Raw genomic sequence first — 22,672 nt, 5'->3', positions numbered from 1 at the left:
CTGCGGCCTGATTATGCCGACAACATCCACTCCGATGCCAACAGCCACAAGGGACCCACCCTCAACATCGGCATAATCCGGACATCGGAATAATGTCCCGGTTGCCACGGCCTCAAAAGCGAAACCGGCTGGACCGTGACCCACCTGGAGAACGGGAACCTGCAATGGACCTCGCCGACTGGGCGCACCTTCACGACCGAACCTGCCACCAACATCCACACCACACCTTCGCCCACCGATGCGCCGATTCCGGCCCCGGCCGCACCCCCTGTCTCGGAACCGCCACCGAACGAGCCTCCCGAGCCGGAGCCCGCCCCTTTCTAACCCCGCCGGTCGCCGCGAGGAAGGCTCGAACCCAGGCCTGAGGCACCTCTCAGGCATCCCCCAGAATGAGGCACACAGCCCAATGAATCAGCGGGATCGCGCCAATGCGTCCAATTTCTTCCTAAGAATCCCCTTACTTTGCTAACGCGGTGGTCGATAGCAAGGAACGAGCAGGGATAGCTCAACCTCAGGCCACGGATCGGCCGTCTTCATTTGACGACGAATCGGGAAACCGTGCTCGAATCCGTGACCGCCACCGCGCTCTCCAGCGCCCTGGACGGACTGGCCCTGCGCCAGCGCACCATCGCGAACAACATCGCCAACGTCAACACCCCCAACTACCACGCCAAGCGCGTCGCCTTCGAGGCAGCCCTGGCCAAGTCGGTCGAAGCCGGCGACGGTCGCACGAACGCGACCACGGCGAGCTCGCTCGAGCCCACCCGGCTCGACGGCAACAACGTCAACCTCGACACCGAGACTCTCTCCAACACCGAGACGGTGCTGCGCTACCAGTTCGCGGCCCTGGCCGTCAACGGGCCGTTCACCGCGATCCGCTCCGCGATGCGGACGAACTGATGGGCGCGCACTCATGAGCATCGACGCGATCGGCATCGCCGGCACCGGCCTCACCCTGCACCGCAAGTGGCTCGACGCGGTCGCCGACAACATCGCCAACGTCAACACGGTCACGCCCACCAGTGGCAAGGCCTTCCAGGCCCGCTACATCGTCGCCCAGGAGGGCCAGGGCGTCACCGGCGCCTACGTCTCCGGCACGGCGCTCGGCTCCGAGACCGGCATCCTGACCAATGACCCCAGCAACCCGATGGCGGATGCCGATGGCAACGTCCGTCGCCCCGACATCGACCTCGGCGAGCAGATGGGCGAGCTGATCATGGCCCAGCGCGGCTACCAGGCCAACGCCGCCGTCGTCGACCGCGCCAAGACCAGCTACGAAGCAGCACTTCAGATCGGACGTGGCTGATGGCCATCGGCGCAATCCCCTCAGTCCTCTCCGTGGCCGGCACCGGCTACCTGCCCAGCGTTCAGAACACTCAGAACACACAGGCCGCAGGCGGCGCGGGCTTCGGCTCCGCCCTCGCCGGCGCCGTCGACAACCTGCAGGCCCTGCAGTCCACCTCCAACACCCTCGCGGTGCAGGCGGTCACCGGAAACCTCAATGACATCCACTCCGCCACGATCGCGTCCACCCGGGCGCAGGTCACGCTCGAACTGGTCGCCGCCGTGCGTAACAAGGGTGTCGACGCGTTCAACGAGATCATGAGGATGCAGGCCTGATGCCCCGCCCCATTACGTCGGCCTTCCAGAACATCAGCCGCAACATCCGCGAATTCACCGTCGCCCAGCGCACGGTCGCCATCATCGGGGTCGCCGTGCTCGCGCTCGGCATCGCCGCCCTCACCATGTGGGCCACCAAGCCGGCCTACACGCCCCTCTTCTCCGGCCTCAGCGGCTCCGACGCGAACACCATCGTCGACCAGCTGCGCACCGACAACGTTCCCTATGAGCTCAGCGACGGCGGCGCCACGATCATGGTGCCGCAGGAGAACGTCTACGACGAGCGCCTCAAGAGCGCCGCGGCCGGCCTGCCCTCCTCGACCACCGGCGGCTACTCGCTGCTCGACAAGATGGGCGTCACCGCCTCCGAGTTCCAGCAGTCGGTCACCTACAAGCGGGCGCTCGAGGGCGAACTGGCCAACACCGTGCAGGCCATGAAGGGCGTCAAGACCGCCTCCGTGCGCCTCGCCATCCCCAAGGACACCGTGTTCGCGTCGGAGAAGACCGACCCCACCGCATCCGTCTTCGTCGAAACGCAGACCGGCGTCACCCTGAATTCCGACCAGGTGCAGGCCATCGTGCACCTGACCAGCGCCTCGATCGACGGAATGAAGCCGACCGACGTGGCCGTCATCGACGCCAAGGGCGTCGTGCTCTCCGCCGTCGGCGTCGGCGCCACCGGCTCTTCCGACCAGCAGGCCGGCGACTACGAGCAGCGCGTGCGCGGCGCGGTGCAGGCCATGCTCGACAAGGTCGTCGGACCGGGCAACGCCACCGTCGTCGTCGCCGCCGACATGAGCACCCAGTCCGCCCAGCGGGTCGAAGAGTCCTTCACCACCCCCACGAACGCCCCCGCGCTCAGCGAGGCCGTCAAGACCGAGACCTACTCGGGCGCCGGTGCCGGCGGCGCCGTGGCCGGAGTGCTCGGCCCCGACAACATCGCCGTGCCGGCCGGCACCGGCACCGACGGGTCCTTCACCTCCGCCGACACCACCAAGAACAACGCCGTCAACAAGGTCACCGAGACCCGCACCATCCCGGCCGGCCAGATCAACCGCCAGACCGTCTCCGTCGCCGTGAACGCCGACGCCGTCGGCAAGCTCAACGTCGCCGACGTCACTTCCCTGGTCTCCTCGGCCGCCGGCATCGACGCCAAGCGCGGCGACGCCGTCACCGTCGAGGTGGTCAGCTTCAACGCCTCCGGCGCCACGGATGCCGCCACCGCCCTCAAAGCGGCCGACGCTTCGGCAGCCGCCGATCGTTTCGCGGAGATCGTGCGCATCGGCATCATCACCGCCGGCATCGTCATCACCTTCGTGCTCGGCCTCATCCTCTATGCCCGTCGCTCGCGCCGGCAGAGCCGGGAAGCGATCGAACTCGACGAACTGCTCGAGGCCCGCCCGGTGCTCGCCGCGGCGAACGTCCCGTTCGGGATCACCGCCCAGAACAGCCCGATCATGATCGACCCGACCCCCACGGTCGCCTACGGCGTCAGCGGCGCCACCGGCGAAGCCGACCGGATGCGGGTCGAGATCGACTCCCTCGCCCAGCGCGACCCGGCACGCACCGCCGAGTTCCTCCGCGGCCTGATGGATGACCGGCAGCCCGCATGATCGAGGTGAAGGTTCCCCTGACGGGAACGCAGAAGGTCGCCGTGGTCCTGATGAACATGGACCGCCAGCGCGCCTCCGAAGTGATGAAGCAGTTCACCGAATCCGAGGCCGCCGACATCGCCGCCGAGATCGTGCAGCTGCGCCGGGTCGACCCCGAGGTCACCGAGACGACAGTGCTCGAGTTCCACGACATCACCATGAAGGGCGCCCGCAACCCGCGCGGCGGCCACGCGTTCGCGGTCGGCCTGCTCGAGGCATCCTTCGGCGCCGAGAAGGCCGCCGGCGTGATGACGAAGGTGGCGTCGTCGATGGCCGGCAAGGCCTTCGAGTTCCTCGACACCGCCGAGCCGCTCCAGGTGCTCACCCTGCTCGACGGCGAATTGCCGCAGACCATCGCCCTGGTGCTGGCGCACCTGCGCCCGGAGCATGCCTCCGCCGTGCTCGCCGGCCTCGACGGCTCCCTGCAGGCCGAAGTGGCCCAGTGCATCGCCACCATGGGCACCGCCACTCCGGAGGCGATCAAGGTGGTCACCGACACGCTCAAGGGCCGAGTCGGCGCCATCTCCTCGTCGCGGGACACCACTTCGGTGGTCGGCGGCATCCAGCCCCTCGTCGACATCATCAACCGCGCCGACGTCGCCACCGAACGCGCCCTGCTCGAGGCCCTCGACGCGAGCGATCCGGTCCTGGCCGAAGAGGTCCGGTCCCGGATGCTGACCTTCGCCGACATCGTCAAGCTCGAGAGCCGCGACGTGCAGCAGGTTCTCCGCGGCATCGACGCCGCCGTGCTCGCCGTCGCGATGAAGGGTTCCACCGAGGGCGTCGTCGAGACCATCCGCACCAACCTGTCCGAGCGCAACCGCGAGATCCTCGACGACGAGGTCAAGGCCATGGCGCCCGTGCGGGTGTCGCAGGTCGAAGAGGCCCGCGCCACCATCGTGCGCGCCATCCGCGACCTGGCCGCGCAGGGCAGCATCACCGTGCAGCGAGCAGACGAGGATGACTATGTCGTCTAACCCCGGATTCTCCACCCTGTCGTTCCCCGCCCTCCGGGACGTCAACCGGGACATCACGGGCGACCAGGACGACGACCGATCTCGCGCCCGCGGCCACGCCGCCGGGTACGCGGCCGGGCTCCGAGCCGCCGCCGAAGAGATCGCCGCCAGGGCTGCCCGCCTCGAGGCCGAGCACGCCGCGGCCGTGAGCCACGGCCAGGCCCGGGTCGACCACGCCGTCGCCGTACTCGGGGCCGCCGCCGCCGCCCTCGACGAGCGCACGGTCCCGGTGCTGCGCGACGCGGAGAACACCCTCGTCACCACCGCCCTCGACCTCGCCGAGGCGATCATCGGCCACGAACTGGACGACGCCGAGAACTCAGCCCGGTTCGCCCTGGGCCGCGCCCTCGACCACTCGACCGCCGCCCAGCCGCACTCGGTGCGGATGAACCCCGACGACCTGGCCGTGCTCGACCCGGCCACCCGCGCCCAGGCCGGCGTCGACTTCGCGGCGGACCCCACCCTTGCCCGCGGCGACGCGATCACCGAGTTCCCCGACGGGTTCCTCGACGCCCGCATCGGCACCGCCCTGGCCCGGGCGAAGGCCGTGCTCCTCGGCGGTGCCTCATGACCCTCACCTGGCAGCCGCACGCCGCCAAGCTCGGCTCGGCCCTGGCCGCGGCCCGGCCGCAGCGCGTCGGCGTCGTCTCCTCCATCGTCGGCCTCGGCCTCGAGGTGCGCGGCCTCAACTCGGCCATCGGCGACCTGGTCACCATCGGCGAGCACGGCGAGGTCGATGCGGAGGTCGTCGCAACGACGCGTGAGGGCATCCGCTGCATGCCGCTGGGCCGGATGACCGGCATCCGCGTCGGCGCCCCGGCCCGCTCGGACGGCGCCCCGAACTTCGTGCCGACCGGCACGGGTCTCTTCGGCCGCGTCATCGACGGCCTCGGCCGCCCGATCGACGGCAAGGGACCGCTCGTCGTCGCCGGCCGGGTCTCCCTCGACCACGACAGCCCCTCCGCCATGGCGCGCTCCCGCATCGTCACGCCGCTCCAGCTCGGCGTGCGCGTGCTCGACACCCTCACCACCGTCGGCAAGGGCCAGCGGATGGGCCTGTTCGCCGGCTCGGGCGTCGGCAAGTCGTCGCTGCTCTCCATGATCGCGCGCGGCACTGACGCCGAGGTGTCCGTCATCGCCCTGGTGGGGGAGCGTGGCCGAGAGGTGCGCGAGTTCCTCGAGGACGACCTCGGTCCGGAGGGCCTCGCCCGCTCGATCGTCGTGGTCTCCACGTCCGACGAACCGGCCATGATGCGCCTGCGCGCGGCCTTCGTCGCCACCCGCATCGCCGAGTCGTTCCGCGACCAGGGCGCCGACGTCATGCTGATGATGGACTCGCTCACCCGGGTGGCCATGGCCCAGCGCGAAATCGGCCTGTCAGTCGGCGAACCGCCGGCCACCCGGGGCTACCCGCCCTCCACGTTCTCCCTCCTCGCCCGGCTGCTTGAGCGTGCCGGCACCGACGAGACCGGCTCGATCACCGGCGTCTACACGGTGCTCGTCGACGGCGACGACCATAACGAGCCGATCGCGGATGCGGCCAGGTCCATCCTCGACGGCCACGTCGTGCTCGACCGCAAGCTCGCGGTGACCGGCCACTTCCCCTCCGTCGACGCCCTCGCCTCGATCTCCCGCGTTGCCTCCCGGGTCAACAGTCCGCAGCAGAACGAGGTCGCCGGTTTCCTCCGCAAGGTGCTCGCGGCTCGTCGCAACGCCCAGGACCTGCTCGACGTGGGTGCCTACCGCACCGGCACGAACCCGCTGGTCGACGCAGCCGTGGCCCACGAGGGCGCGATCAACGCCTTCCTGCAGCAGCGGATGGACGACCAGACCTCGGCCGCCCTCGCCTGGGACCAGCTCTCCACCCTCACTCGACAGCTCGGAGGCCTCTGATGGCTCGCACCTTCGCCCTCGCCGGACTGCTTCGACTCAGGCACCTCCAGCAGGACCAGGCCGCCGGCGACCTTGCCGCCGCCAACGCCGTAGCCAAGGCCAACACCCTCCGCCGGGCGCAGGCCCGAGCCACCCTCGAGGTGCTGCCGAGCAGCGTCACCGGCGCCGAAACCCTCTACGCGGTCGCCGCAGCCCGCGCCTCCACCCGCAGCATGCTCGCCGAGATGGATGCCCTCGGCCGCAACCACGTGGCGGCCGTCGGTGAGGCGCAGGCCGCCTACGACGCCACCCGCGCGGAGTCGGTGAGCCTGGAGAAGCTCGAGGGCCGGCACGGCCAGGCGGTCGCCGCCGAAGACCTGCACGCCGAACAGACCGTCCTCGACGAGATCGCGTCCACGTCCTGGCACCGCAACCGCAACGGACTGCTCCGATGACGATAGTCGCGATGCTGAGCCGGGTCAGCGACATCCGCGCCACGCTGGACCAGTTCTCCGCCGTGACCGCACCGGTCAAGTCGGCGGCGACGACCGCCGCTGGCAGCGCCGCCTCGAGCACGTTCGCCGACGCCCTGGCGTCCGCCTCCGGCGCTGCCGCGGCCGGCACGGCCACCCCGAACCCCGGCAACGCCACCGGCGACGGGGTGGTGAAGGCCGCGGAGAAGTACCTCGGCGTTCCCTATGTCTTCGGCGGCGAGGACCAGAGCGGCATGGACTGCTCCGGCCTCGTGCAGAAGGTCTACGCCGACATGGGCATCACCGTGCCGCGCCTCGTCTCCGGCCAGATGAAGATCGGCACCGAGGTTGCCTCCCTGGCCGAGGCCAAACCGGGCGACCTCATCGTCACCGGCGGCGGCGACCACATCCTCATCTACGCCGGCAACCACAAGGTCATCCACGCACCCTACGAGGGCCGCACGGTCAGCAAGGTCGAGGCCTACATGGACGACTCGGAGATCACCACCATCCGCCGCGTGATTCCGGATGCCCCGGCTGCCGCGGCAGGCTCGACCGACCTGGTCAACGCCGCCTTCGCCTCCCTGCTGAAGGGCGGTTCCCGATGACCTCGGCCCTGCTCCGATCGGCTGTCCCGGCGGCGTCCCTTACCCCGCCCCGCGGCCAGACCGGCACCCCGTCCGGTGCCGGGGCGAGCGGCGGCGCCGGCGCGTTCGCGTCCGTCATGCAGGGCACCCTCGACGCCCGCGGTGCGGCGGCGAACCGCGGCGCCCGCCACGAGCCGGCCACGGATGCCGCTCCAGACCGGTTCGCGGACCGCACGGCGGACCGCGCTGCGCACCCTGCTTCGAACCGCGCTCCGAACCCTGCTTCGAACCGCACTGCGAACCCTGCTTCGCCGGCCAAGTGCCCCCAACTGGACGCCGGCAAGCCGGACGCGATCACGTCGAGCCACCGCGGGGGAGCCGCCGACGCTGCAGCCCCGATGCCGTCCACGATGGTGCCCGCTTCCCTCGGCACCCCCGCTCCGGCCTTCGTACCGGTGCCGGTCGCCACCGGTACGAACACAGCCTCTGACGAGGCCGGTTCCCCTGATTCCTCGGGCGACTCAGCTCTGGTCTTCCCGGCAATCGTCCCGGCGACGCCCACGGCCGCCGACCTTGTCCTGTCCGCCCAGTCACGCGCCGCAGACACCATGTCGGATGACACTGCTTCGGCCAACGCCGGATCGGCCGGCGCCCGATCGGACAACGCCGAGGGCGTCGGCGCTTCCGCTGCGACTCCCGTCGGCGATGCAGGCGCGAGCGCGGCTGTTGCCGCAGCCACGACTACAGCCGCGGTCGCGTTCGCCGTCGCCGGAACCATTCCGGCCCTCCGTGCCGCACCAACGACGACCGCGGCAGCAACAGAATCGGCCGAAGCCGCCGGCGTCGACGCTGCCGCAGGTTCGACCGCAGCCCGCACCATCGACGCGACCGCGACCGCGACCGCGACCGCGACCGCGACCGCGACCGGTGTTGGAACGGCCGCGCCGGGAACGGAAGCGGGAACGATCAGCGGAACCGGGCCCCAGAACGGTTCACCGGCCGAGACCGGCCCGGCCACCGGGGCCACGGCGACCGGCGCCGTTGCCCTTGCCGGGCTCGTCCCGGCCACCGGAGCCGCAGCCGTGCGTGCGGCCGTGGCCGGCGCCACCGCCCGCACCCGCATCGGTACCGAAGGCGCGGCCCCGGTCGACGAGGCAGCTGCCACCCCCGCAACCGTCGCGGTTCCGGCCGGCGCCGTCGTCACCCCGGCTCCGGCAGTGACGCCCGCCTCGGCCGCCGCCGCACCGGCGCCCGCAGCGCCCGCTCTGGCCGCGCAGGTCGCCCGCCCGCTGTTCAGCCTTGCCGGCGCCGCAAACGGCAACCACGTGCTCACGATCAGCGTCAGCTCCGACAACCTCGGACCCGTCACCGTGCGCGCCCACGTCAACGGCGACAACATCCGGGTTGAACTCTTCGCCCCGACCGACCTGGCCAGGGACGCCCTGCGCGCCATCCTGCCCGACCTGCGCCGGGACCTCTCGGGTGGCGGGCTGAACGCCCACCTGGACCTGTCCGCACACGACTCGCCCTCCGATCCGTCCGCGAACCGTCGGGACCGGCCGCAGCCAGAGGCCCGCACCGAGCGCGGCAGAGGCGCCGGCGACAGCATCCCGAACCAGTTCCGTGCCCCCGTCTTCGGAAGCACGCACACCATCGACATCCTGGCCTGAGCAGAAGAGAGACCATCGTGACCATCGACGCAGTTGCCGCCCCGGCAGCCACCGGAATGTACACCACCACGCCCACCCGGGCGCCGAAGCAAACCCTCGACTCCGAGGCGTTCATGTCGCTGCTGGTCACGCAGCTACGCAACCAGGACCCGAGCTCGCCGATGGACACCAACCAGATGATCGCCCAGACCACCCAGCTGGCCATGATGGAGAAGCTCTCCGCCCTCTCCACCACGGCCGACGAGAACTTCTCGCTGCAGATGCGGGTGGCCGCGGCGGCCCTGGTCGGCCAGAACGTGACCTACACGAAGGCCGACGGCACCAGCGCAACGGGCACGGCCTCGGCTGTCTCCTACGCCGGCCCGGTTCCACAGGTCACCATCAACGGCACGAACGTGGCCCTGGATGCGATTTCCGGCGTGACCGCGCATCCGCCGGCGGTTCCCACGGTCACCGCCTGATCTCGGCCCGCACCGTCGGGCCCTCTCTAATCAACACTTTTTCACCCATTTTTCAGACTCACTTCCTTTCAGAAAGGCAGCATCCCATGCTTCGTTCCCTGTACTCCGGCATCTCAGGTCTTCGCTCGCACCAGACCATGCTCGACGTCACCGGCAACAACATCGCCAACGTCAACACCACCGCGTTCAAGGCCTCGGCCGTCCAATTCCAGGACACCCTCTCGCAGCTGAGCCAGGGCGCGGGCGGCCCGCAGGCCACGGTCGGTGGCACCAACCCGGCCCAGGTGGGACTCGGCGTCAAGGTCGCCGGCATCTCCACCAACTTCGCCCAGGGCTCCTCGCAGGCCACCGGCAAGGCCACCGACATCATGATCTCGGGCGACGGCTTCTTCGTCACCCAGCTCGGCGGCGAAACCCTCTACAGCCGCTCCGGCGCCTTCGACTTCGACGGGGAGGGCCGCCTGGTCACCCCGGCCGGCGCGATCGTGCAGGGCTGGACGGGGGTCAACGGCCAGATCAACGAGGGCGGGACCATCGGAAACATCACCCTTCCGCTGCAGTCGATCATTCCGGCGAAGCCCACGGATAAGGCCGTAATGGGCGGGAACCTGCCGTCTGATGCGCCTATCGGAACCACGCTGATGCGCGATGTCAAGGTGTATGACGCTCTCGGGGCATCCCGCACGTTGGCGCTGACCTTCAAGAGCACGGGCGCTGGAACGTGGGACGTATCTGCTGCAGACGGCACCACGACTGCCGCTGCGCCGCTCACGTTCGCAGGTGGAGTCGTCGTGAGCGGGGCGAAGCTGATGGTGGGCACGGTAGAGGTCAATATGGGAGATCTCAAGGGCTACGCCGGACTCCCGACCGCCACGTTCAACTCCCAGAACGGGTCTGAGGCGGGCACGCTCAAGTCCTTCACCCTCGGCAAGGACGGCACCCTGGTGGGGCTATTCAGCAACGGCGGCCAGGCATCCATCGGCCGGATCGCCCTCGCGACATTCTCGAACCCGGGCGGCCTCGAGAAGGCCGGATCCTCCGAGTACCGCTCCACCTTCAACTCCGGTAACGCCGCTCTCGGTGCACCCGGCTCAGGCGGCCTCGGCTCGCTCAGCGGGGGAGCGCTGGAGATGTCGAACGTCGACCTCTCCCAGGAGTTCACCAACCTGATCGTCGCCCAGCGCGGCTTCCAGGCCAACGCCCGCATCATCACCACCTCAGACGAGGTGCTCCAGGAGCTCACCAACCTCAAGCGCTGATAGCGAGTGAATGGCGGGCCGGATCGGACCTCGTGAGAGGACCCCGATCCGGCCCGCAGACTGCCACCCGGGTGCGTCCCGAGTGTCACCCGAGCGGGAATGATCGCCGAGCGGTGAGTTTTGCAGGGTTTTCAGGCCTGAAAAGGTGCTTGAGTCACAGTTCGGCGAGGGCTCGCCACCTCCGGGCGGCAGACGGTCCCGGCCGGCAACTAACGGCCGGGGCACGGCGACCGACAGTGGTTCACGACGGTTACTTGAATCGTCCGGAGACCATGGATGGGCCCGATGATTGTTGTGACGCGGCTGAACGACAGCCAGTTTGCGATCAACCCTGATTTGATCGAGCGGATCCACGCCAGCCCCGACACGACCCTGGTCATGGTCGACGGCGCGAAATTCATCGTCACGGAGGGCCTCGACGAGGTCATCGAGAAGATCGCCCGCTTCCGGGCGCATGTGATCTCCCTGGCCTATCTGACCTCAGATGCCGATTACAGCAGCGGCGTCAGACCTCTCGAAATCGTCAGCGGTCCGCACGCAATTGAAGACCCCACCGCGCCGGGTCCCGTGCAGCCCCAGCGCCCGCGGAGGCTCTGATGGATCCCGCAACCCTGATCGGTATCGCCCTCGCCTTCGGCTCGCTCTTCGCGATGATCACCATCGAGGGCGGCCACATCTCCTCGATCCTGCTGCCGGCCCCGATGGTGCTGGTTTTCGGCGCGACCATCGCCGTCGGCATCGCCGGCGGAACGATCCGCGATGCGATCTCGGCGTTCAAGGCCGTGCCCGGTGCCTTCGTCGGCAAGACCACCCCGCCGCAGCAGGTCATCGACCAGATCGTGGGTCTGGCCGAGAAGGCCCGCAGCGCCGGCCTGCTCGCCCTCGAACAGGAAGCCGACAACGTCGACGACCCGTTCCTGCGGGGCGCACTGCAGAACATCGCCGACGGCACCGACGGTGACGAACTGCGCATCCTGCTCGAAGACGAGCTGGCCACCAGAACCAAGGCCAGCCGAAACGCCTCCAAGTTCTTCACCAGCCTCGGCGGCTACGCGCCCACCGTCGGCATCATCGGAACGGTGATCTCGCTCACCCACGTGCTCGAGCAGCTCGACACGCCCTCGACCCTGGGCCCGCTGATCGCCGCCGCGTTCGTCGCCACCCTCTGGGGTCTGCTCTCCGCGAACTTCCTCTGGCTCCCGATCGGCAACCGGCTCAAGCGGCTCTCCGACATCGAGGTGGAGCGGATGACGCTGCTCCTCGAGGGCGCCCTCGCCGTGCAGGCCGGAAGCCAGCCTCGCCTCCTCGGCGAACGGCTGCGGGCCATGGTGCCGGCGGAATCCTCCAAGTCGGCGAAGGCGGGCAAGGCGGACAAGGCGGCCAAGTCCTTGCCCAAGGCGGCATGAGCGGTCACGGCCGGGGACGCGGCCGCAGCAAGGGACTCGAAGAGGAACACGTCGAGCATGTCGACGAGCGGTGGATGGCGTCCTACATGGACATGGTCACCGTGCTGATGTGCATGTTCATCGTGCTCTTCGCCATGTCGTCGGTCGACCAGTCCAAGTTCGTGCAGTTGAAGAACTCCCTCGCAACCGGGTTCGGCGCCACCGACGTCGGCAAGGTCGACACCGCCAAGGGCGTCGTCGTCAAAAAGGACAAGGTCAAGCAGGGCGAGGCGACCGGCTTCACCAACCTGGACCTCGCCGTCGCGGAGGTGAAGAACCTCAGCTCGGCGCAGAAGGCGATTCAGGATGCCGTGGACGCCAAGGGGATCGGCGGCATGGTCCAGTTCGTGATCGACTCGCGCGGTCTGACCGTCGGCCTGGTCGGTTCGGAGGCCTATTTCGCGCCCAACCTCGCCGAGCTCAGCCCACAGGCCATCCAGGTGCTCGACACCATCGCGCCGATTCTCGCCACCCAGCCCAACGAGGTGAAGATAGAGGGCCACGCCGACCGGCACGGCGTCACGGTCAACTACCCGACCGACTGGGAGCTGTCCTCAGCACGGGCGACCGCCGTGCTGCGCCGGCTGGTCGAGTTCGGGGCGATCGCCCAGGAGCGCATCTCGTCGGTCGGCTACGGTTCGGCCCGGTCTGTGGCGACCGGCTCAGACCTCGCCGCGATGGCCCAGAACCGCCGGGTCGACGTGGTGATGCTCTCCAGCCAGCCGGAGGCCGTCCGGGCGCTCATCCCCTCCGTGCTCGACGGCACCGCCGTGATCCCCGCCCCGGTGGCCTCCGCCGACCCCGCGACGGAGCCGGCGGCATCCGCCGAATCGACCACCAAGACCACGAAGACCACGAAGACGACCACGACGGAGAAGGCGCCAGCCAAGACCGGACACTGACCACCCCAGCCGGCACGGACACACCGCGGCACAAGTTGGATGTCGCTACTCCTAACGCGGGCGATTCGTTGACCGATAGTGCTTGTCGTGACGGTCCAGGAACAAGCAGTGATTGGTGTGCCCGCTTCGGCGGCGCGCACGGTCGAGGTGTACGACTTTCGTCGACCGACAACGCTCGCCCGCGAGCACTCGCGCGTGCTGGAGCTCGCCTTCGAAACCTTCGCCCGGCAGTGGGGCACCCAGCTCACCGCCAAGGTGCGGGTGCTGTCGCAGGTCACCTGCGAACACGTCATCATGCGCAGCTACGACGAATACGCGTCGTCCCTGCCGGCGACCACGGCGATGGTGCTCTGCCCGGTGACCGGGTTCAGCGCCAAGGCCGTCATCCAGTTCCCCGCGGCGGCCGCGCTGTCCTGGGTGAGCCACATGCTCGGCGGCTCGGGCAGCACCTTCGCCCCCGAGCGCGTCTTCACCCAGATCGAGCAGGCCCTCGTGCGCCGGCTGATGGACGACGCCCTGGAAGACCTGCGCTACTGCCTCGGCGCCCTGCTCGTCGCGCCGATCGTGGTCGGCGGCATCCAGTACAACTCGCAGTTCGCCCAGGCCGCGGCCACCGGCGACCTGATGATCGTCGCCACCTTCTCCATGCGGGTCGGCGAATCGACGGCCACCGCGACCCTCGCACTGCCGGCCGACACGCTCCTGCCCCAGCTCGGCGAGACCAACCCGACCAGCAACGCCTCGAACCCCGAGGACCTCCTGCACGCGCAGTTGGCCTGGGTGCCGGTTGACGTGTCCCTTCAGCTCACCCCGATCCGGGTGCTGCCCAGCGTCATCCTCGGCCTCGCCGTCGGAGACGTCCTCGCCATTCCCCATTCCAAGCACCGCCCGCTCGACGTCGTCGTCGACGGCCAGCCGCTCGCACGCGCCGCCGTTGGATCCAACGGCTCCCGCCTGGCCTGCATCGTCATCGACACCGAGGAGACCTTCGCATGACCCCCACCTCCACCGCCCTGCCCGCCGCCGCCGTCGACGCCCTGATCGGGCTGCTGCCGACCCCGACGTCACTGCAGGCCGTACCGTGCTCCGGCGCGGCCCTGGCCGGCCGGCTGGGCGCCGCGGTCGTCGCCTCCTTCGTCGGGGTGACCTCGGCGGACATCGCCATCGTGCTGGCCGAGCCGGCGTCGCTCGACGCCGCGGCCGGAGCGGAATCCGCCCTGGTCTCGAGCCAGGACGTGCTGCGCCCGGCGCTCGAGGGTGCCTCGGGCGTCTTCGGGGTCGGCGTGCTGGGGGAGACCAGGGTCGAAGACGCGACCGCCCTGTTCGCGGATGCCGAAACGGTCGTCTACGAGCTCAGCGGCGGCGGCGCCGTCACCGGCTGGTTCGCGATCCGGTTGCGCGACAACGGAACCATCGGCTCCACCGGCCGCGCGACCGGCTCGGTGGTCGGCAAGCTCGGCCGCATCAACAGCGTCGAAATGGCCCTCACCGTCGAAATCGGGCGCACCCGGATGTCTGTGCGCGACGTGCTCGCCCTGGAACCCGGCGCGGTCATCGAGCTCGACCGCTCGGCCGGGGCCCCCGCGGACATCCTGCTGAACGGCCGGCTGATCGCGCACGGCGAGATCGTCGTCGTCGACCAGGACTATGCGGTGCGCATCACCCAGATCCTCGACGTGGCCGAGAGCCTGACCTAGGTGGACACCCTCCTCGTCGCTCTGCGGGTTGCCCTCTCCCTGGCCGCGGTGCTCGGGCTGCTCTGGGCGCTCCAGCGACGCCTGACGCGGGGCTCCCGGGCGACGCGCAGCCAGAACCTCGTCACCGTGGTCGGCCGCCAGGGGCTCGGCCAGAAGGCATCCGTCGTCGTCGTCGACATCGACGGCCGCCGGTTCGTGCTCGGCGTGACCGAGCAGAACGTCAACGTGCTGCACGACGGAGATTCGCCGTCGGCTGCCGACGCCGGCGCCGCGGCGGGCGACTCGGTCTTCGCTCGCTCGCTCGACGCGGCGGCCACCGGTGCCGTCGTGAACGCGGCGACCGACACCGATCCTGAAACCGAGCTGGCGCCGCCGCTCATCCTGCGCCCGCGCCACGGTGCGGCCGGCCGGGCCGCCCAGATCCGCACGGGCCAGGTCAGACCGAACCAAAACCGCCTCGGCGGCTCCATCCTCTCGCCGGCGACGTGGCAGCAGACCGCAGCCGCCCTCCGGCAGGGACGGTGAACCCCGCAGCCCTGCGGGCAGACCGGCGCTGGCGCATCGCCAGGGCATTCGTGATGGCGGCCCTGCTGGTCGTGATCGTCGCGGCGATCGTGCTCGTCATCGCCCCGGCCGGACACGCCGCACCGGTCGACCCCACCCCGCCGACCGACCCCGCCACCCCGACCACGCCGCCCGGCGGCGGCCTGAACGTGTCGATCAACGGACCGGACGGTTCGCCGTCCTCGGCGATCGTCACCCTGATCGGCATCACGCTGCTCTCGGTCGCACCGGCGCTGCTGCTGATGATGACCTCGTTCACCAAGATCTTCGTGGTGCTGGCGATGACCCGCAACGCCCTCGCGCTGCCGTCCATCCCGCCGAACCAGGTGCTCGCGGGCCTGGCCCTGTTCCTGTCGCTGTTCATCATGGCGCCGATCCTGACCGACATCAACGAGCACGCCCTGCAGCCCTACCTGAACGGCACGCTCTCCTTCGATGACGCGGTGACGATCGGCTCCGGCCCGCTGCGCACGTTCATGCTCGCGCACACCCGGGAGGAAGACCTCGCCCTGATGACGCGGGCCGCCGACCAGGCCAACCCGGCAAACGCCGACGCGGTGAACCTGCTCACCCTGATCCCCGCCTTCATGATCTCCGAGCTTCGGGCTGCGTTCATCATCGGCTTCGTCATCTTCGTGCCGTTCCTCGTGATCGACCTCGTCGTCTCCGCCGCGCTGATGTCGATGGGCATGATGATGCTCCCGCCGGTGATGATCTCCCTGCCGTTCAAGATCCTCCTCTTCGTGCTCGTCGACGGCTGGGGTCTGATCATCACCACCCTGATCAGCAGTTACCGGGGTGGCTGATGGACACCAACGCCGTTCTCGACATCGGCCTCCAGGGCATCCTGGTCGCCGGGATGCTGTCGGCCCCGATCCTGATCACCGCCCTCGTCGTGGGATTCGCGATCTCCCTGCTGCAGTCGATCACCCAGATCCAGGAGGTGACGCTCTCCTTCGTGCCCAAGGCGATCGCCGTGGCCGTGGCCCTGATCGTCTCCGGCCACTGGATGATCTCCGAGATCGTCTCGTTCACGCACATGCTCTTCGACAAGATCCCTTCCCTCATCGGCGGAGGCTGATGAACATCACCCTGGACTTCGCGTGGATCGAAGCGGTCATGCTCGCCGGGGTGCGCATGGTCGTCTTCCTCGTCGTGGCACCGCCGTTCTCCTACAACGCGATTCCGCTGCGGATCAAGGGGATGCTGGCCCTCGGCCTGGCCCTGGCCGTCTCGCCGCAGGTGACGCCCGGCTACGTCTCGCCCGACACGGCCGGTTTCATCGGCGCCCTGATCCTCGAGATCATGGTCGGCGGGGTGCTCGGCTTCCTGGTCCTCGTCGTCTTCTCCGCCATCCAGTCCGCCGGCAACCTGATCGACATGTTCGGCGGGTTCCAGCTGGCCCAGGGCTTCGACCCGCAGGCGATGGTCAACGGCGCCATGTTCACCAGGCTCTACCAGATGACCGCGCTGGCGCTCCTGTTCGCCTCGGGCGGCTACCAGCTGATCATCGGCGGCCTCGCCCGCACCTTCGCCGCGCTGCCGATCGGCGGCGGCATGAACCTGGCCGTGCCGATGCAGGCCGTGACCACCGCGGTCGGCCAGATGCTGCTCGCCTCGGTGCAGATCGCCGGCCCGCTGATCGTCGTGCTCTTCCTCGCCGACGCCGGCCTCGGCCTGCTCACCCGCGTGGCGCCCGCCCTCAACGCCTTCGCCCTCGGCTTCCCGCTCAAGATCCTGATCACCCTGTCGCTGGGCGCGGCCGGTTTCGTCGCGCTCCCGCGCATCGTCTCCTCGCTGACCGGCGACGCCGTCGGCACGATGATGGGGGTGAAGTAGATGTCGGACTCCGGCGAGAAGACCGAGCAGGCGACCGACAAACGGATGCGCGAGGTGCGCTCCAAGGGCCAGCTCTCCAAGTCCCAGGACCTCACCGCGTGGCTGGGCATCGGCGCGGCCGCCATCATGACCCCGGTCACCATCTCGCTCGGCGCCCAGGCCGGAACCAACCAGATGATCAGCATCCGCTCGCTCGTCGCCCGACCGGACCCTGAACTGGCCGTGCAGATGCTCGGCGAATCGCTGGGCTCCATGGCCGGCGTGCTCACCCCGATGCTCGCGACCGTGTTCGTCACGGTGCTGGTCGGCGCGGTCGCCCAGGGTGGCGTGCACTTCAAGAAGGTGGCCGGCAAGTACGAGCAGTTCAACCTGGTCACCGGTTTCGCTCGCACCTTCGGCGGGCAGGCGGTCTGGCAGGGTGTCAAGGCGCTGTTGAAGACCGTGGCCGTCGGCCTGGTGCTCACGATGGTGATCCAGGGTCTGATGCCCATCCTGATGACCGCGGGAGGTCTGCCGGTGATGGCGCTGATCGGTGCGGCCGGCGGCGGCGCCGCCTCCCTGGTGCAGTCCGCGGTGATCGCGGGGCTCGTGCTCGCCGCCGCCGACGTGTTCGTCGTGATCCGCCGCAACCGCAAGCGCACCCGGATGACGAAGAAGGAGGTCAAGGACGAGAACAAGAGCTCGGAAGGTGACCCCCAGGTCAAATCCCAGCGCCGGTCCCGGCAGCTGGCGATGAGCCGCAACCGGATGATCGCCTCCGTCGCCACGTCCGATGTCGTGCTGATCAACCCCACCCACTTCGCTGTCGCCCTGAAATACGAACCGGGCAAGTCGGCCCCGCGCGTCGTCGCGAAGGGCGCCGGAGTGATCGCCGCCCGCATCCGCGAGCAGGCCGAGACCGACCACGTCCCCATCGTGCGCGACATCCCGCTCGCCCGCGCCCTGCACGCCGAGTGCGAGATCGGCCAGGAAATCCCGGTCGAGCTCTACAACGCGGTCGCCCGGGTGCTGGCCTTCGTGATGGCTCTGAAGACCCGTGGCTCCGGCGCCGGGTCCGGCGTGCACACCGTAACCGAACCTGCCCTGACGGCCGGAGGCCACCGATGAACCGCAATCTCGCCAAACTCGCCATTCCGATCGGCGTCGTCGGCATCATCCTCCTGCTCGTCGTGCCGGTGCCTGCGGTGCTCCTCGACGTCCTCATCATCATCAACATCCTGCTCGGCCTGGTCACCCTGCTGACCACCATGTTCGTGAAGAAGCCGCTCGACTTCTCGGTCTTCCCCTCGCTGCTGCTGGTGGCCACCCTGTTCCGGCTCGGCCTGAACGTGGCCTCCACCCGCCTTGTGCTCGGCGACGGCTACGCCGGCCAGGTCATCGCCTCCTTCGGCGAGGTCGCCGTGGGCGGGTCGATCATCATCGGCGCGGTGATCTTCCTGATCCTCGTCGTGATCCAGTTCGTGGTCGTCACCAAGGGTGCCGAGCGGGTCGCCGAGGTGGGCGCCCGGTTCACCCTCGATGCCATGCCCGGCAAGCAGATGGCGATCGACGCCGACCTGAACGCCGGTCTGATCACCGACACGCAGGCCAGGGAGCGCCGGGCCGAGGTCTCCGCCGAGGCGGACTTCTACGGCGCCATGGACGGCGCCTCGAAGTTCGTCAAGGGTGACGCGATCGCCGGCATCATCATCATCATCATCAACCTGGTCGGCGGCGTCGCGATCGGCATGATCCAGCGCGGCCTCGAGATCGGCGAGGCGATGAGCACGTACTCGCTCCTCACCATCGGCGACGGCCTCGTCACGCAGATCCCGGCGTTGCTGATGGCCGTCTCCACCGGCATGATCGTGACCCGCTCCAACGCGGAGTCCGACATCGGGACCACGGCGTCCGCCCAGCTCACCCAGTCCCGTAATGCGTTGATGATCGCCGGTGCCGCCGCCCTGCTGATGGCGCTGATCCCCGGCATGCCGATCATCCCGTTCGTGGTGATCGGAATTGCCCTGATCCTCTTCTCCCGGCGGATCAAGGCCGGCGAAGAGCGCGACCAGGCCGGCAAGGATGCCGCGGTCGCCGCCGAGGGCCTGGCCCCGCGGTCGGACACCGCCGAAGACCTGATCGAAACGATGCGGGTGCACGCGCTCGAGATCCTCCTCGCCCCCGACCTCGTCGACCTTGTCTCCGGATCCCAGGACGACCTCCTCGCCCGGGTACGGTCCCTGCGCCGCAAGATCGCGATGGACCTCGGCGTCGTCGTGCCGCCCGTGCGCACCAGGGACAGCGTCGACCTGCCCTCGGCGACCTACGTCATCCGGATCGCCGGCGTCGAGGCCGGCCGCGGCACGGCGCCCGCCGGCAAGGTCCTCGCCCTCGGCGACGCCCTCGACCTGCTGCCCGGCACCGCCACGGTCGAACCGGTCTTCGGGCTGGCCGGCAAGTGGGTGCCGAGCGAGATGCGGCACAGCGCGGAGATGACCGGCGCCACCGTGATCGACCGGGTCTCCGTGCTCGTCACCCACCTCTCCTCGATCATCTCCGGCAACGCGGCCCGGCTCCTCACCCGGGAAGACGTGCGAGTGCTCACCGACGGGGTCAAACAGGTCAACCCCTCCGCCGTCGACGATCTGATCCCCGGCCTGCTCTCCCTCGCCGAGGTGCAGCGCGTGCTGCAGGGGCTGCTGGTGGAGCTGATCCCGATCAACGACCTGCCCCGCATCTACGAATCCCTCTCGCTGCGGGCGAAGGTCTCGGCCGACCCGGAGGGACTCGTCGAGGCCGCCCGCCAGGCGCTCGGCCCGGCCCTCACCGCCCAGTACCTCGACGACGGACTGCTCCGCGTGATCATGATCGAGCCGGGGCTCGAACAGTCCATGCTCGAGGGCATGCGTCCCTCCGAGCAGGGCACCCAGATCATGCTCGACGCGGCCCGGATCGACGCCATCCTCGGCTCGCTCAAGGAGGCGCTGGCGAACGTCGAAGCGAGCGGACTGACCGCGGTGCTGGTCTGCGCGCCCGCGCTGCGCCCGGCCATCCGCCGCCTCGTCTCCGCGCACGCCGGCGGGCTGCCGGTGCTCTCCTACCAGGAGGTGACGTCGGCGAACGTCGCCATCGAGACGGTGGGAGTGGTTCGTGGAACCGAAACGATTTCTGCTTGAGGGCGCCAGCCTCGAGGAGTTGAAGGCGCGCATCCTCTCCGAGCACGGGACGGATGCGCGCATCGTCGCCGCCGAACGCGTCACCGTCGGCGGCATCAGGGGCTTCTTCGCCAAGCGGCACTTCGAGGTCACCGTCGAGGTGCCGGAGCGTCGGCGCCGCGCGGCGCACGCGCGGCTCGACCTGCAGGCCAGGCTCGGCATCGCCGCCCTCCTCGACGACGCCGACGCGGCCGAGGCCCGCTTGCAGGCCGACCCCCGGCCCACGCTGTCGACCGACTCCGCCGACTTCGCCTACCTGATGGACGAGCTCACCTTCCAGGCCGAGCCGGATCCAGCCCCGATCGTGCTCACCGCGACCCGCGTGCGCGCCGCGGACGCCGGGCCGACGTCCGCGCAACCGGCCAAGCCGGCTGCCGGTTCGCCGACCCCGAAACCGGCGCCGGTGACCCTGGTGCCGCGGCCCCTCTCCGGGCACGGCGACCTGGTCGTGCTCGTCGGATTTCCGGATGCCGCGCTCGAGGTGGCGCGATCCATGGCGCTGAACGGGGCAGGCGAGGTGCTCGTTGCCGGGGCGGCCCGTTGCGATGACGCCGAACGCGCCGACGACCGCCGCACCGCACTCTCGGCCCGGGCCAGGGGAGTCGAACGCGGCCAGACCGGCTTCGTGGCCTTCGGCCTGGGCGGCAACCTGGCCGACTCGATGGGACTGGTCGCGGCCCTGGCCGACACGCTGGCGCCGATCGGCGCCGACCAGGTCTGGCTGGTGGTGGAGGCCGGCCGCAAACCGTCGGACACCGGCCGTTGGGCGGCGGCGCTGGCGGCCATCACGCAGATCGACGCGGTCGCCGTCGTCGGGGCATCGACCACAGGCACGCCGGGAACCGTCGACGAGCTGGGCCTGCCGATCGGCTGGGTGGACGGAGCGCCGGCGACGGCCGCGACACTGGCGGCCGTGCCGAGCCTCCCGGGCACCGCCGACGGGTCGCGGTAGGCTGGGCTGGTGCTGGTACTTACACGCAAACAGGGGGAGAAGATCCTCATTGGTGACGACATCGTCATCACCATTCTCGACGTGCGCGGCGACAGCATCCGGATCGGGATCGACGCCCCGCGCGGTGTCGGGATCCAGCGCGACGAGGTCGTGCGCGCGGTCACCGAGGCGAACATCGCCGCCAGCCACACCGACGGCGAAGCCGAGGCCCGGATCCTGGCGACCCTCGGCCTCCTGCCGCCTGCTGAGTAGCCCGCATCTCCTGCGCCCGAGCGCGCGCCGGTCCCGGCCCCAGCCGCCGCCGCTCGTGGGGCGGGTTAGGGAAGCGGGCGCAGGTTCTGCGGTACGCCGGCTTCCCTAGACCGCGCCACGAGGTCGACAGCGGCCCAGGTGCCCTGTCAGGCCGGGACGTGGTCCAGGCGGGCAACGCCGATCTTCGAGTCGGCCATGCCGTAGAACACGAAGCGCACGCCGTCGATCTCCTCGATCGCGGTCGGGAAGACCACGTTCGGCACGATTCCGCTGATCTCGTCGGGCGTCTCCGCCTTGAGCAGCGGCTCACTCGTGCGTGCCAGCACGATGGTGGGGTCGTCGGCGTCGAGGATCATCGCGCCGGCTGAGTAGTTCACCTTCTGCTGCTGGGAGAACGCGCTGTCGATTGTTCCCGTGACGCCGTGGTGCATCAGCAGCCAGCCCTCCGGGACGCGCAACGGGGCAGGCCCGCCGCCGATCTTGAGCGCCTCGAACGGGAACTCCGGCCCGGCGAGGAAGCGGTGGCCGCTCCAGAAGGTGAGCTTCGTGATGTCGGCCAGCACGTCGGCGACCGGGATGTAGCTGATCCAGATGCTCTGCCGGGTGTCGGTCACACCGGCCGGCACCCGGATGCCCTCGCCCGGCTTGACCTCGCCGAGGTCCCACATCGGGCGGTGCAGCACCGCGAAGCTCTCCACCCCGTCCGGGCCGGTGACCGGCTCGGGGAAGAAGACGGTGTCCTTGTTGTGGAACAGGTTGAGGTCCATGTCGAGTGCCTCGTCGTACTTGAACAGCGCCGGGCCGAGTCGACGCCAATCGCGCAGGTCGCTGGAGACGGCGACCGCCGTGCGGGGGCCGAGCGGGCCGTACGCGACATACGTCATCACGTGCAGTCGCAGGCGGGGGATGAAGGTGACCCGGGGGTCTTCGACGCCGGCGTTGTTCGCGCCGCGTTCCCAGCCCTGGTCCGGTTCGAGCACCACGCCGTCACGTTCGACTCCGGTGGGCACGCCGTCGGTGATGATCACCTTCGCCAGGCCGACCCGGGAGACGTTGCCGGTGGCAACCAGGCGGGGGAGCAGATACAGGGTGCCGTCGGGGGTGTGGCCGCTGCCCGGGTTGAGCACACCTTCGGCCTCGAGGTCGTTGCCCTCTTCGGGCGTCATGATGACGCCCATTCTGGTCAGGGTGTACGGGAAGTTCACAGGGGTAGACAT

Annotated in this window: 26 protein-coding genes; 25 read left to right on the top strand and 1 reads right to left on the bottom strand. The window is 69.6% G+C overall.

All coding sequences use genetic code 11. The features are described 5' to 3' along the window. The first annotated feature begins 558 nt into the window (after positions 1-558). The 25 genes from flgB to csrA all read left to right on the top strand — a co-directional run bounded on the left by flgB (position 559) and on the right by csrA (position 21,455). Complete coding sequence (gene flgB, locus E3O32_RS08720; RefSeq protein ID WP_134508627.1) at positions 559-900, top strand: flagellar basal body rod protein FlgB; 342 nt, start codon at positions 559-561, stop codon at positions 898-900. A 13-nt stretch (positions 901-913) separates the two neighbouring features. After that, positions 914-1,306, top strand: a complete 393-nt coding sequence (locus E3O32_RS08715; protein WP_134508592.1) for a flagellar basal body rod protein FlgC — start codon at positions 914-916, stop codon at positions 1,304-1,306. Beyond that, positions 1,306-1,620: a flagellar hook-basal body complex protein FliE gene (fliE, locus tag E3O32_RS08710; protein ID WP_134508590.1), complete on the top strand. Its 315-nt coding sequence runs from the start codon at positions 1,306-1,308 to the stop codon at positions 1,618-1,620. The genes E3O32_RS08715 and fliE overlap by 1 nt, the downstream gene beginning before the upstream one ends. Next, on the top strand, positions 1,620-3,233 hold the full coding sequence (gene fliF, locus E3O32_RS08705) for a flagellar basal-body MS-ring/collar protein FliF (RefSeq protein ID WP_134508588.1): 1,614 nt from the start codon (positions 1,620-1,622) through the stop codon (positions 3,231-3,233). The genes fliE and fliF overlap by 1 nt, the downstream gene beginning before the upstream one ends. After that, positions 3,230-4,249, top strand: a complete 1,020-nt coding sequence (gene fliG / locus E3O32_RS08700; RefSeq protein ID WP_174776497.1) for a flagellar motor switch protein FliG — start codon at positions 3,230-3,232, stop codon at positions 4,247-4,249. The genes fliF and fliG overlap by 4 nt, the downstream gene beginning before the upstream one ends. Beyond that, on the top strand, positions 4,239-4,859 hold the full coding sequence (locus tag E3O32_RS08695) for a FliH/SctL family protein (protein ID WP_134508586.1): 621 nt from the start codon (positions 4,239-4,241) through the stop codon (positions 4,857-4,859). Before fliG ends, E3O32_RS08695 begins: the two co-directional genes overlap by 11 nt. Further along, positions 4,856-6,181 carry a FliI/YscN family ATPase gene (locus E3O32_RS08690; protein ID WP_134508584.1) on the top strand — a complete coding sequence of 442 codons (1,326 nt, stop codon included), beginning with the start codon at positions 4,856-4,858 and terminating at the stop codon, positions 6,179-6,181. Before E3O32_RS08695 ends, E3O32_RS08690 begins: the two co-directional genes overlap by 4 nt. Continuing rightward, a complete protein-coding gene (locus E3O32_RS08685; protein ID WP_134508582.1) occupies positions 6,181-6,615 on the top strand; it encodes a hypothetical protein in 435 nt (144 codons plus the stop codon). Before E3O32_RS08690 ends, E3O32_RS08685 begins: the two co-directional genes overlap by 1 nt. Then, the gene (locus E3O32_RS08680) at positions 6,612-7,241 is read left to right on the top strand and encodes a C40 family peptidase (protein ID WP_134508580.1); all 630 of its coding nucleotides are present in this window, start codon (positions 6,612-6,614) and stop codon (positions 7,239-7,241) included. Before E3O32_RS08685 ends, E3O32_RS08680 begins: the two co-directional genes overlap by 4 nt. Further along, positions 7,238-8,890: a flagellar hook-length control protein FliK gene (locus E3O32_RS08675; RefSeq protein WP_134508579.1), complete on the top strand. Its 1,653-nt coding sequence runs from the start codon at positions 7,238-7,240 to the stop codon at positions 8,888-8,890. Before E3O32_RS08680 ends, E3O32_RS08675 begins: the two co-directional genes overlap by 4 nt. A gap of 17 nt (positions 8,891-8,907) precedes the next feature. Beyond that, positions 8,908-9,351, top strand: a complete 444-nt coding sequence (locus tag E3O32_RS08670) for a flagellar hook assembly protein FlgD (RefSeq protein ID WP_420898102.1) — start codon at positions 8,908-8,910, stop codon at positions 9,349-9,351. Between the two features lie 86 nt (positions 9,352-9,437). Next, positions 9,438-10,610: a flagellar hook protein FlgE gene (locus E3O32_RS08665; protein WP_134508577.1), complete on the top strand. Its 1,173-nt coding sequence runs from the start codon at positions 9,438-9,440 to the stop codon at positions 10,608-10,610. A gap of 276 nt (positions 10,611-10,886) precedes the next feature. Then, positions 10,887-11,207 (top strand): flagellar FlbD family protein, encoded by a 321-nt coding sequence (locus E3O32_RS08660; RefSeq protein WP_338145190.1) that lies wholly within the window; start codon positions 10,887-10,889, stop codon positions 11,205-11,207. Continuing rightward, on the top strand, positions 11,207-12,016 hold the full coding sequence (locus E3O32_RS08655; RefSeq protein ID WP_134508575.1) for a motility protein A: 810 nt from the start codon (positions 11,207-11,209) through the stop codon (positions 12,014-12,016). Before E3O32_RS08660 ends, E3O32_RS08655 begins: the two co-directional genes overlap by 1 nt. Beyond that, the gene (locus E3O32_RS08650; protein WP_134508573.1) at positions 12,013-12,957 is read left to right on the top strand and encodes an OmpA/MotB family protein; all 945 of its coding nucleotides are present in this window, start codon (positions 12,013-12,015) and stop codon (positions 12,955-12,957) included. The genes E3O32_RS08655 and E3O32_RS08650 overlap by 4 nt, the downstream gene beginning before the upstream one ends. 108 nt (positions 12,958-13,065) lie before the next feature. Further along, on the top strand, positions 13,066-13,953 hold the full coding sequence (locus E3O32_RS08645; RefSeq protein WP_134508571.1) for a flagellar motor switch protein FliM: 888 nt from the start codon (positions 13,066-13,068) through the stop codon (positions 13,951-13,953). Continuing rightward, positions 13,950-14,654, top strand: coding sequence for a flagellar motor switch protein FliN (fliN, locus tag E3O32_RS08640; protein WP_134508570.1), 705 nt, complete (start codon positions 13,950-13,952; stop codon positions 14,652-14,654). Before E3O32_RS08645 ends, fliN begins: the two co-directional genes overlap by 4 nt. Continuing rightward, the gene (gene fliO, locus E3O32_RS08635) at positions 14,655-15,179 is read left to right on the top strand and encodes a flagellar biosynthetic protein FliO (RefSeq protein WP_134508568.1); all 525 of its coding nucleotides are present in this window, start codon (positions 14,655-14,657) and stop codon (positions 15,177-15,179) included. A gap of 53 nt (positions 15,180-15,232) precedes the next feature. Next, the gene (gene fliP / locus E3O32_RS08630) at positions 15,233-16,024 is read left to right on the top strand and encodes a flagellar type III secretion system pore protein FliP (protein ID WP_134508620.1); all 792 of its coding nucleotides are present in this window, start codon (positions 15,233-15,235) and stop codon (positions 16,022-16,024) included. Then, positions 16,024-16,299, top strand: a complete 276-nt coding sequence (gene fliQ / locus E3O32_RS08625; RefSeq protein ID WP_134508566.1) for a flagellar biosynthesis protein FliQ — start codon at positions 16,024-16,026, stop codon at positions 16,297-16,299. Before fliP ends, fliQ begins: the two co-directional genes overlap by 1 nt. After that, a complete protein-coding gene (locus tag E3O32_RS08620; protein WP_134508564.1) occupies positions 16,299-17,057 on the top strand; it encodes a flagellar biosynthetic protein FliR in 759 nt (252 codons plus the stop codon). Before fliQ ends, E3O32_RS08620 begins: the two co-directional genes overlap by 1 nt. Continuing rightward, complete coding sequence (locus tag E3O32_RS08615) at positions 17,058-18,164, top strand: EscU/YscU/HrcU family type III secretion system export apparatus switch protein (RefSeq protein WP_134508562.1); 1,107 nt, start codon at positions 17,058-17,060, stop codon at positions 18,162-18,164. Continuing rightward, entirely contained in the window at positions 18,161-20,212 is a 2,052-nt protein-coding gene (locus E3O32_RS08610) for a flagellar biosynthesis protein FlhA (RefSeq protein ID WP_134508560.1), read from the top strand. Before E3O32_RS08615 ends, E3O32_RS08610 begins: the two co-directional genes overlap by 4 nt. Next, positions 20,187-21,203, top strand: coding sequence for a hypothetical protein (locus E3O32_RS08605; RefSeq protein WP_134508558.1), 1,017 nt, complete (start codon positions 20,187-20,189; stop codon positions 21,201-21,203). The genes E3O32_RS08610 and E3O32_RS08605 overlap by 26 nt, the downstream gene beginning before the upstream one ends. Positions 21,204-21,212: 9 nt before the next feature. After that, complete coding sequence (gene csrA / locus E3O32_RS08600; RefSeq protein WP_134508556.1) at positions 21,213-21,455, top strand: carbon storage regulator CsrA; 243 nt, start codon at positions 21,213-21,215, stop codon at positions 21,453-21,455. A 146-nt stretch (positions 21,456-21,601) separates the two neighbouring features. Here csrA and E3O32_RS08595 read toward each other — a convergent pair whose 3' ends face one another. After that, the gene (locus E3O32_RS08595) at positions 21,602-22,672 is read right to left on the bottom strand and encodes a glycoside hydrolase family 130 protein (RefSeq protein WP_134508554.1); all 1,071 of its coding nucleotides are present in this window, start codon (positions 22,670-22,672) and stop codon (positions 21,602-21,604) included.

The organism is Cryobacterium mannosilyticum (assembly GCF_004402705.1).
GTDB classification, from domain to species: Bacteria; Actinomycetota; Actinomycetes; order Actinomycetales; family Microbacteriaceae; genus Cryobacterium; species Cryobacterium mannosilyticum.
Note: the sequence above shows the minus strand (reverse complement) of the source record. Positions and strands in the feature narration are given on the sequence as shown.

Bases quoted from the DNA above. Each gene is read 5' to 3' on its own strand.
- E3O32_RS08715 (WP_134508592.1), top strand. From the start codon at position 914: ATGAGCATCGACGCGATCGGCATCGCCGGCACCGGCCTCACCCTGCAC.
- fliE (WP_134508590.1), top strand. From the start codon at position 1,306: ATGGCCATCGGCGCAATCCCCTCAGTCCTCTCCGTGGCCGGCACCGGC.
- fliF (WP_134508588.1), top strand. From the start codon at position 1,620: ATGCCCCGCCCCATTACGTCGGCCTTCCAGAACATCAGCCGCAACATC.
- fliG (WP_174776497.1), top strand. From the start codon at position 3,230: ATGATCGAGGTGAAGGTTCCCCTGACGGGAACGCAGAAGGTCGCCGTG.
- E3O32_RS08695 (WP_134508586.1), top strand. From the start codon at position 4,239: ATGTCGTCTAACCCCGGATTCTCCACCCTGTCGTTCCCCGCCCTCCGG.
- E3O32_RS08690 (WP_134508584.1), top strand. From the start codon at position 4,856: ATGACCCTCACCTGGCAGCCGCACGCCGCCAAGCTCGGCTCGGCCCTG.
- E3O32_RS08685 (WP_134508582.1), top strand. From the start codon at position 6,181: ATGGCTCGCACCTTCGCCCTCGCCGGACTGCTTCGACTCAGGCACCTC.
- E3O32_RS08680 (WP_134508580.1), top strand. From the start codon at position 6,612: ATGACGATAGTCGCGATGCTGAGCCGGGTCAGCGACATCCGCGCCACG.
- E3O32_RS08675 (WP_134508579.1), top strand. From the start codon at position 7,238: ATGACCTCGGCCCTGCTCCGATCGGCTGTCCCGGCGGCGTCCCTTACC.
- E3O32_RS08665 (WP_134508577.1), top strand. From the start codon at position 9,438: ATGCTTCGTTCCCTGTACTCCGGCATCTCAGGTCTTCGCTCGCACCAG.
- E3O32_RS08660 (WP_338145190.1), top strand. From the start codon at position 10,887: ATGGGCCCGATGATTGTTGTGACGCGGCTGAACGACAGCCAGTTTGCG.
- E3O32_RS08655 (WP_134508575.1), top strand. From the start codon at position 11,207: ATGGATCCCGCAACCCTGATCGGTATCGCCCTCGCCTTCGGCTCGCTC.
- E3O32_RS08650 (WP_134508573.1), top strand. From the start codon at position 12,013: ATGAGCGGTCACGGCCGGGGACGCGGCCGCAGCAAGGGACTCGAAGAG.
- fliN (WP_134508570.1), top strand. From the start codon at position 13,950: ATGACCCCCACCTCCACCGCCCTGCCCGCCGCCGCCGTCGACGCCCTG.
- fliP (WP_134508620.1), top strand. From the start codon at position 15,233: ATGGCGGCCCTGCTGGTCGTGATCGTCGCGGCGATCGTGCTCGTCATC.
- fliQ (WP_134508566.1), top strand. From the start codon at position 16,024: ATGGACACCAACGCCGTTCTCGACATCGGCCTCCAGGGCATCCTGGTC.
- E3O32_RS08620 (WP_134508564.1), top strand. From the start codon at position 16,299: ATGAACATCACCCTGGACTTCGCGTGGATCGAAGCGGTCATGCTCGCC.
- E3O32_RS08615 (WP_134508562.1), top strand. From the start codon at position 17,058: ATGTCGGACTCCGGCGAGAAGACCGAGCAGGCGACCGACAAACGGATG.
- E3O32_RS08610 (WP_134508560.1), top strand. From the start codon at position 18,161: ATGAACCGCAATCTCGCCAAACTCGCCATTCCGATCGGCGTCGTCGGC.
- E3O32_RS08595 (WP_134508554.1), bottom strand. From the start codon at position 22,672: ATGTCTACCCCTGTGAACTTCCCGTACACCCTGACCAGAATGGGCGTC.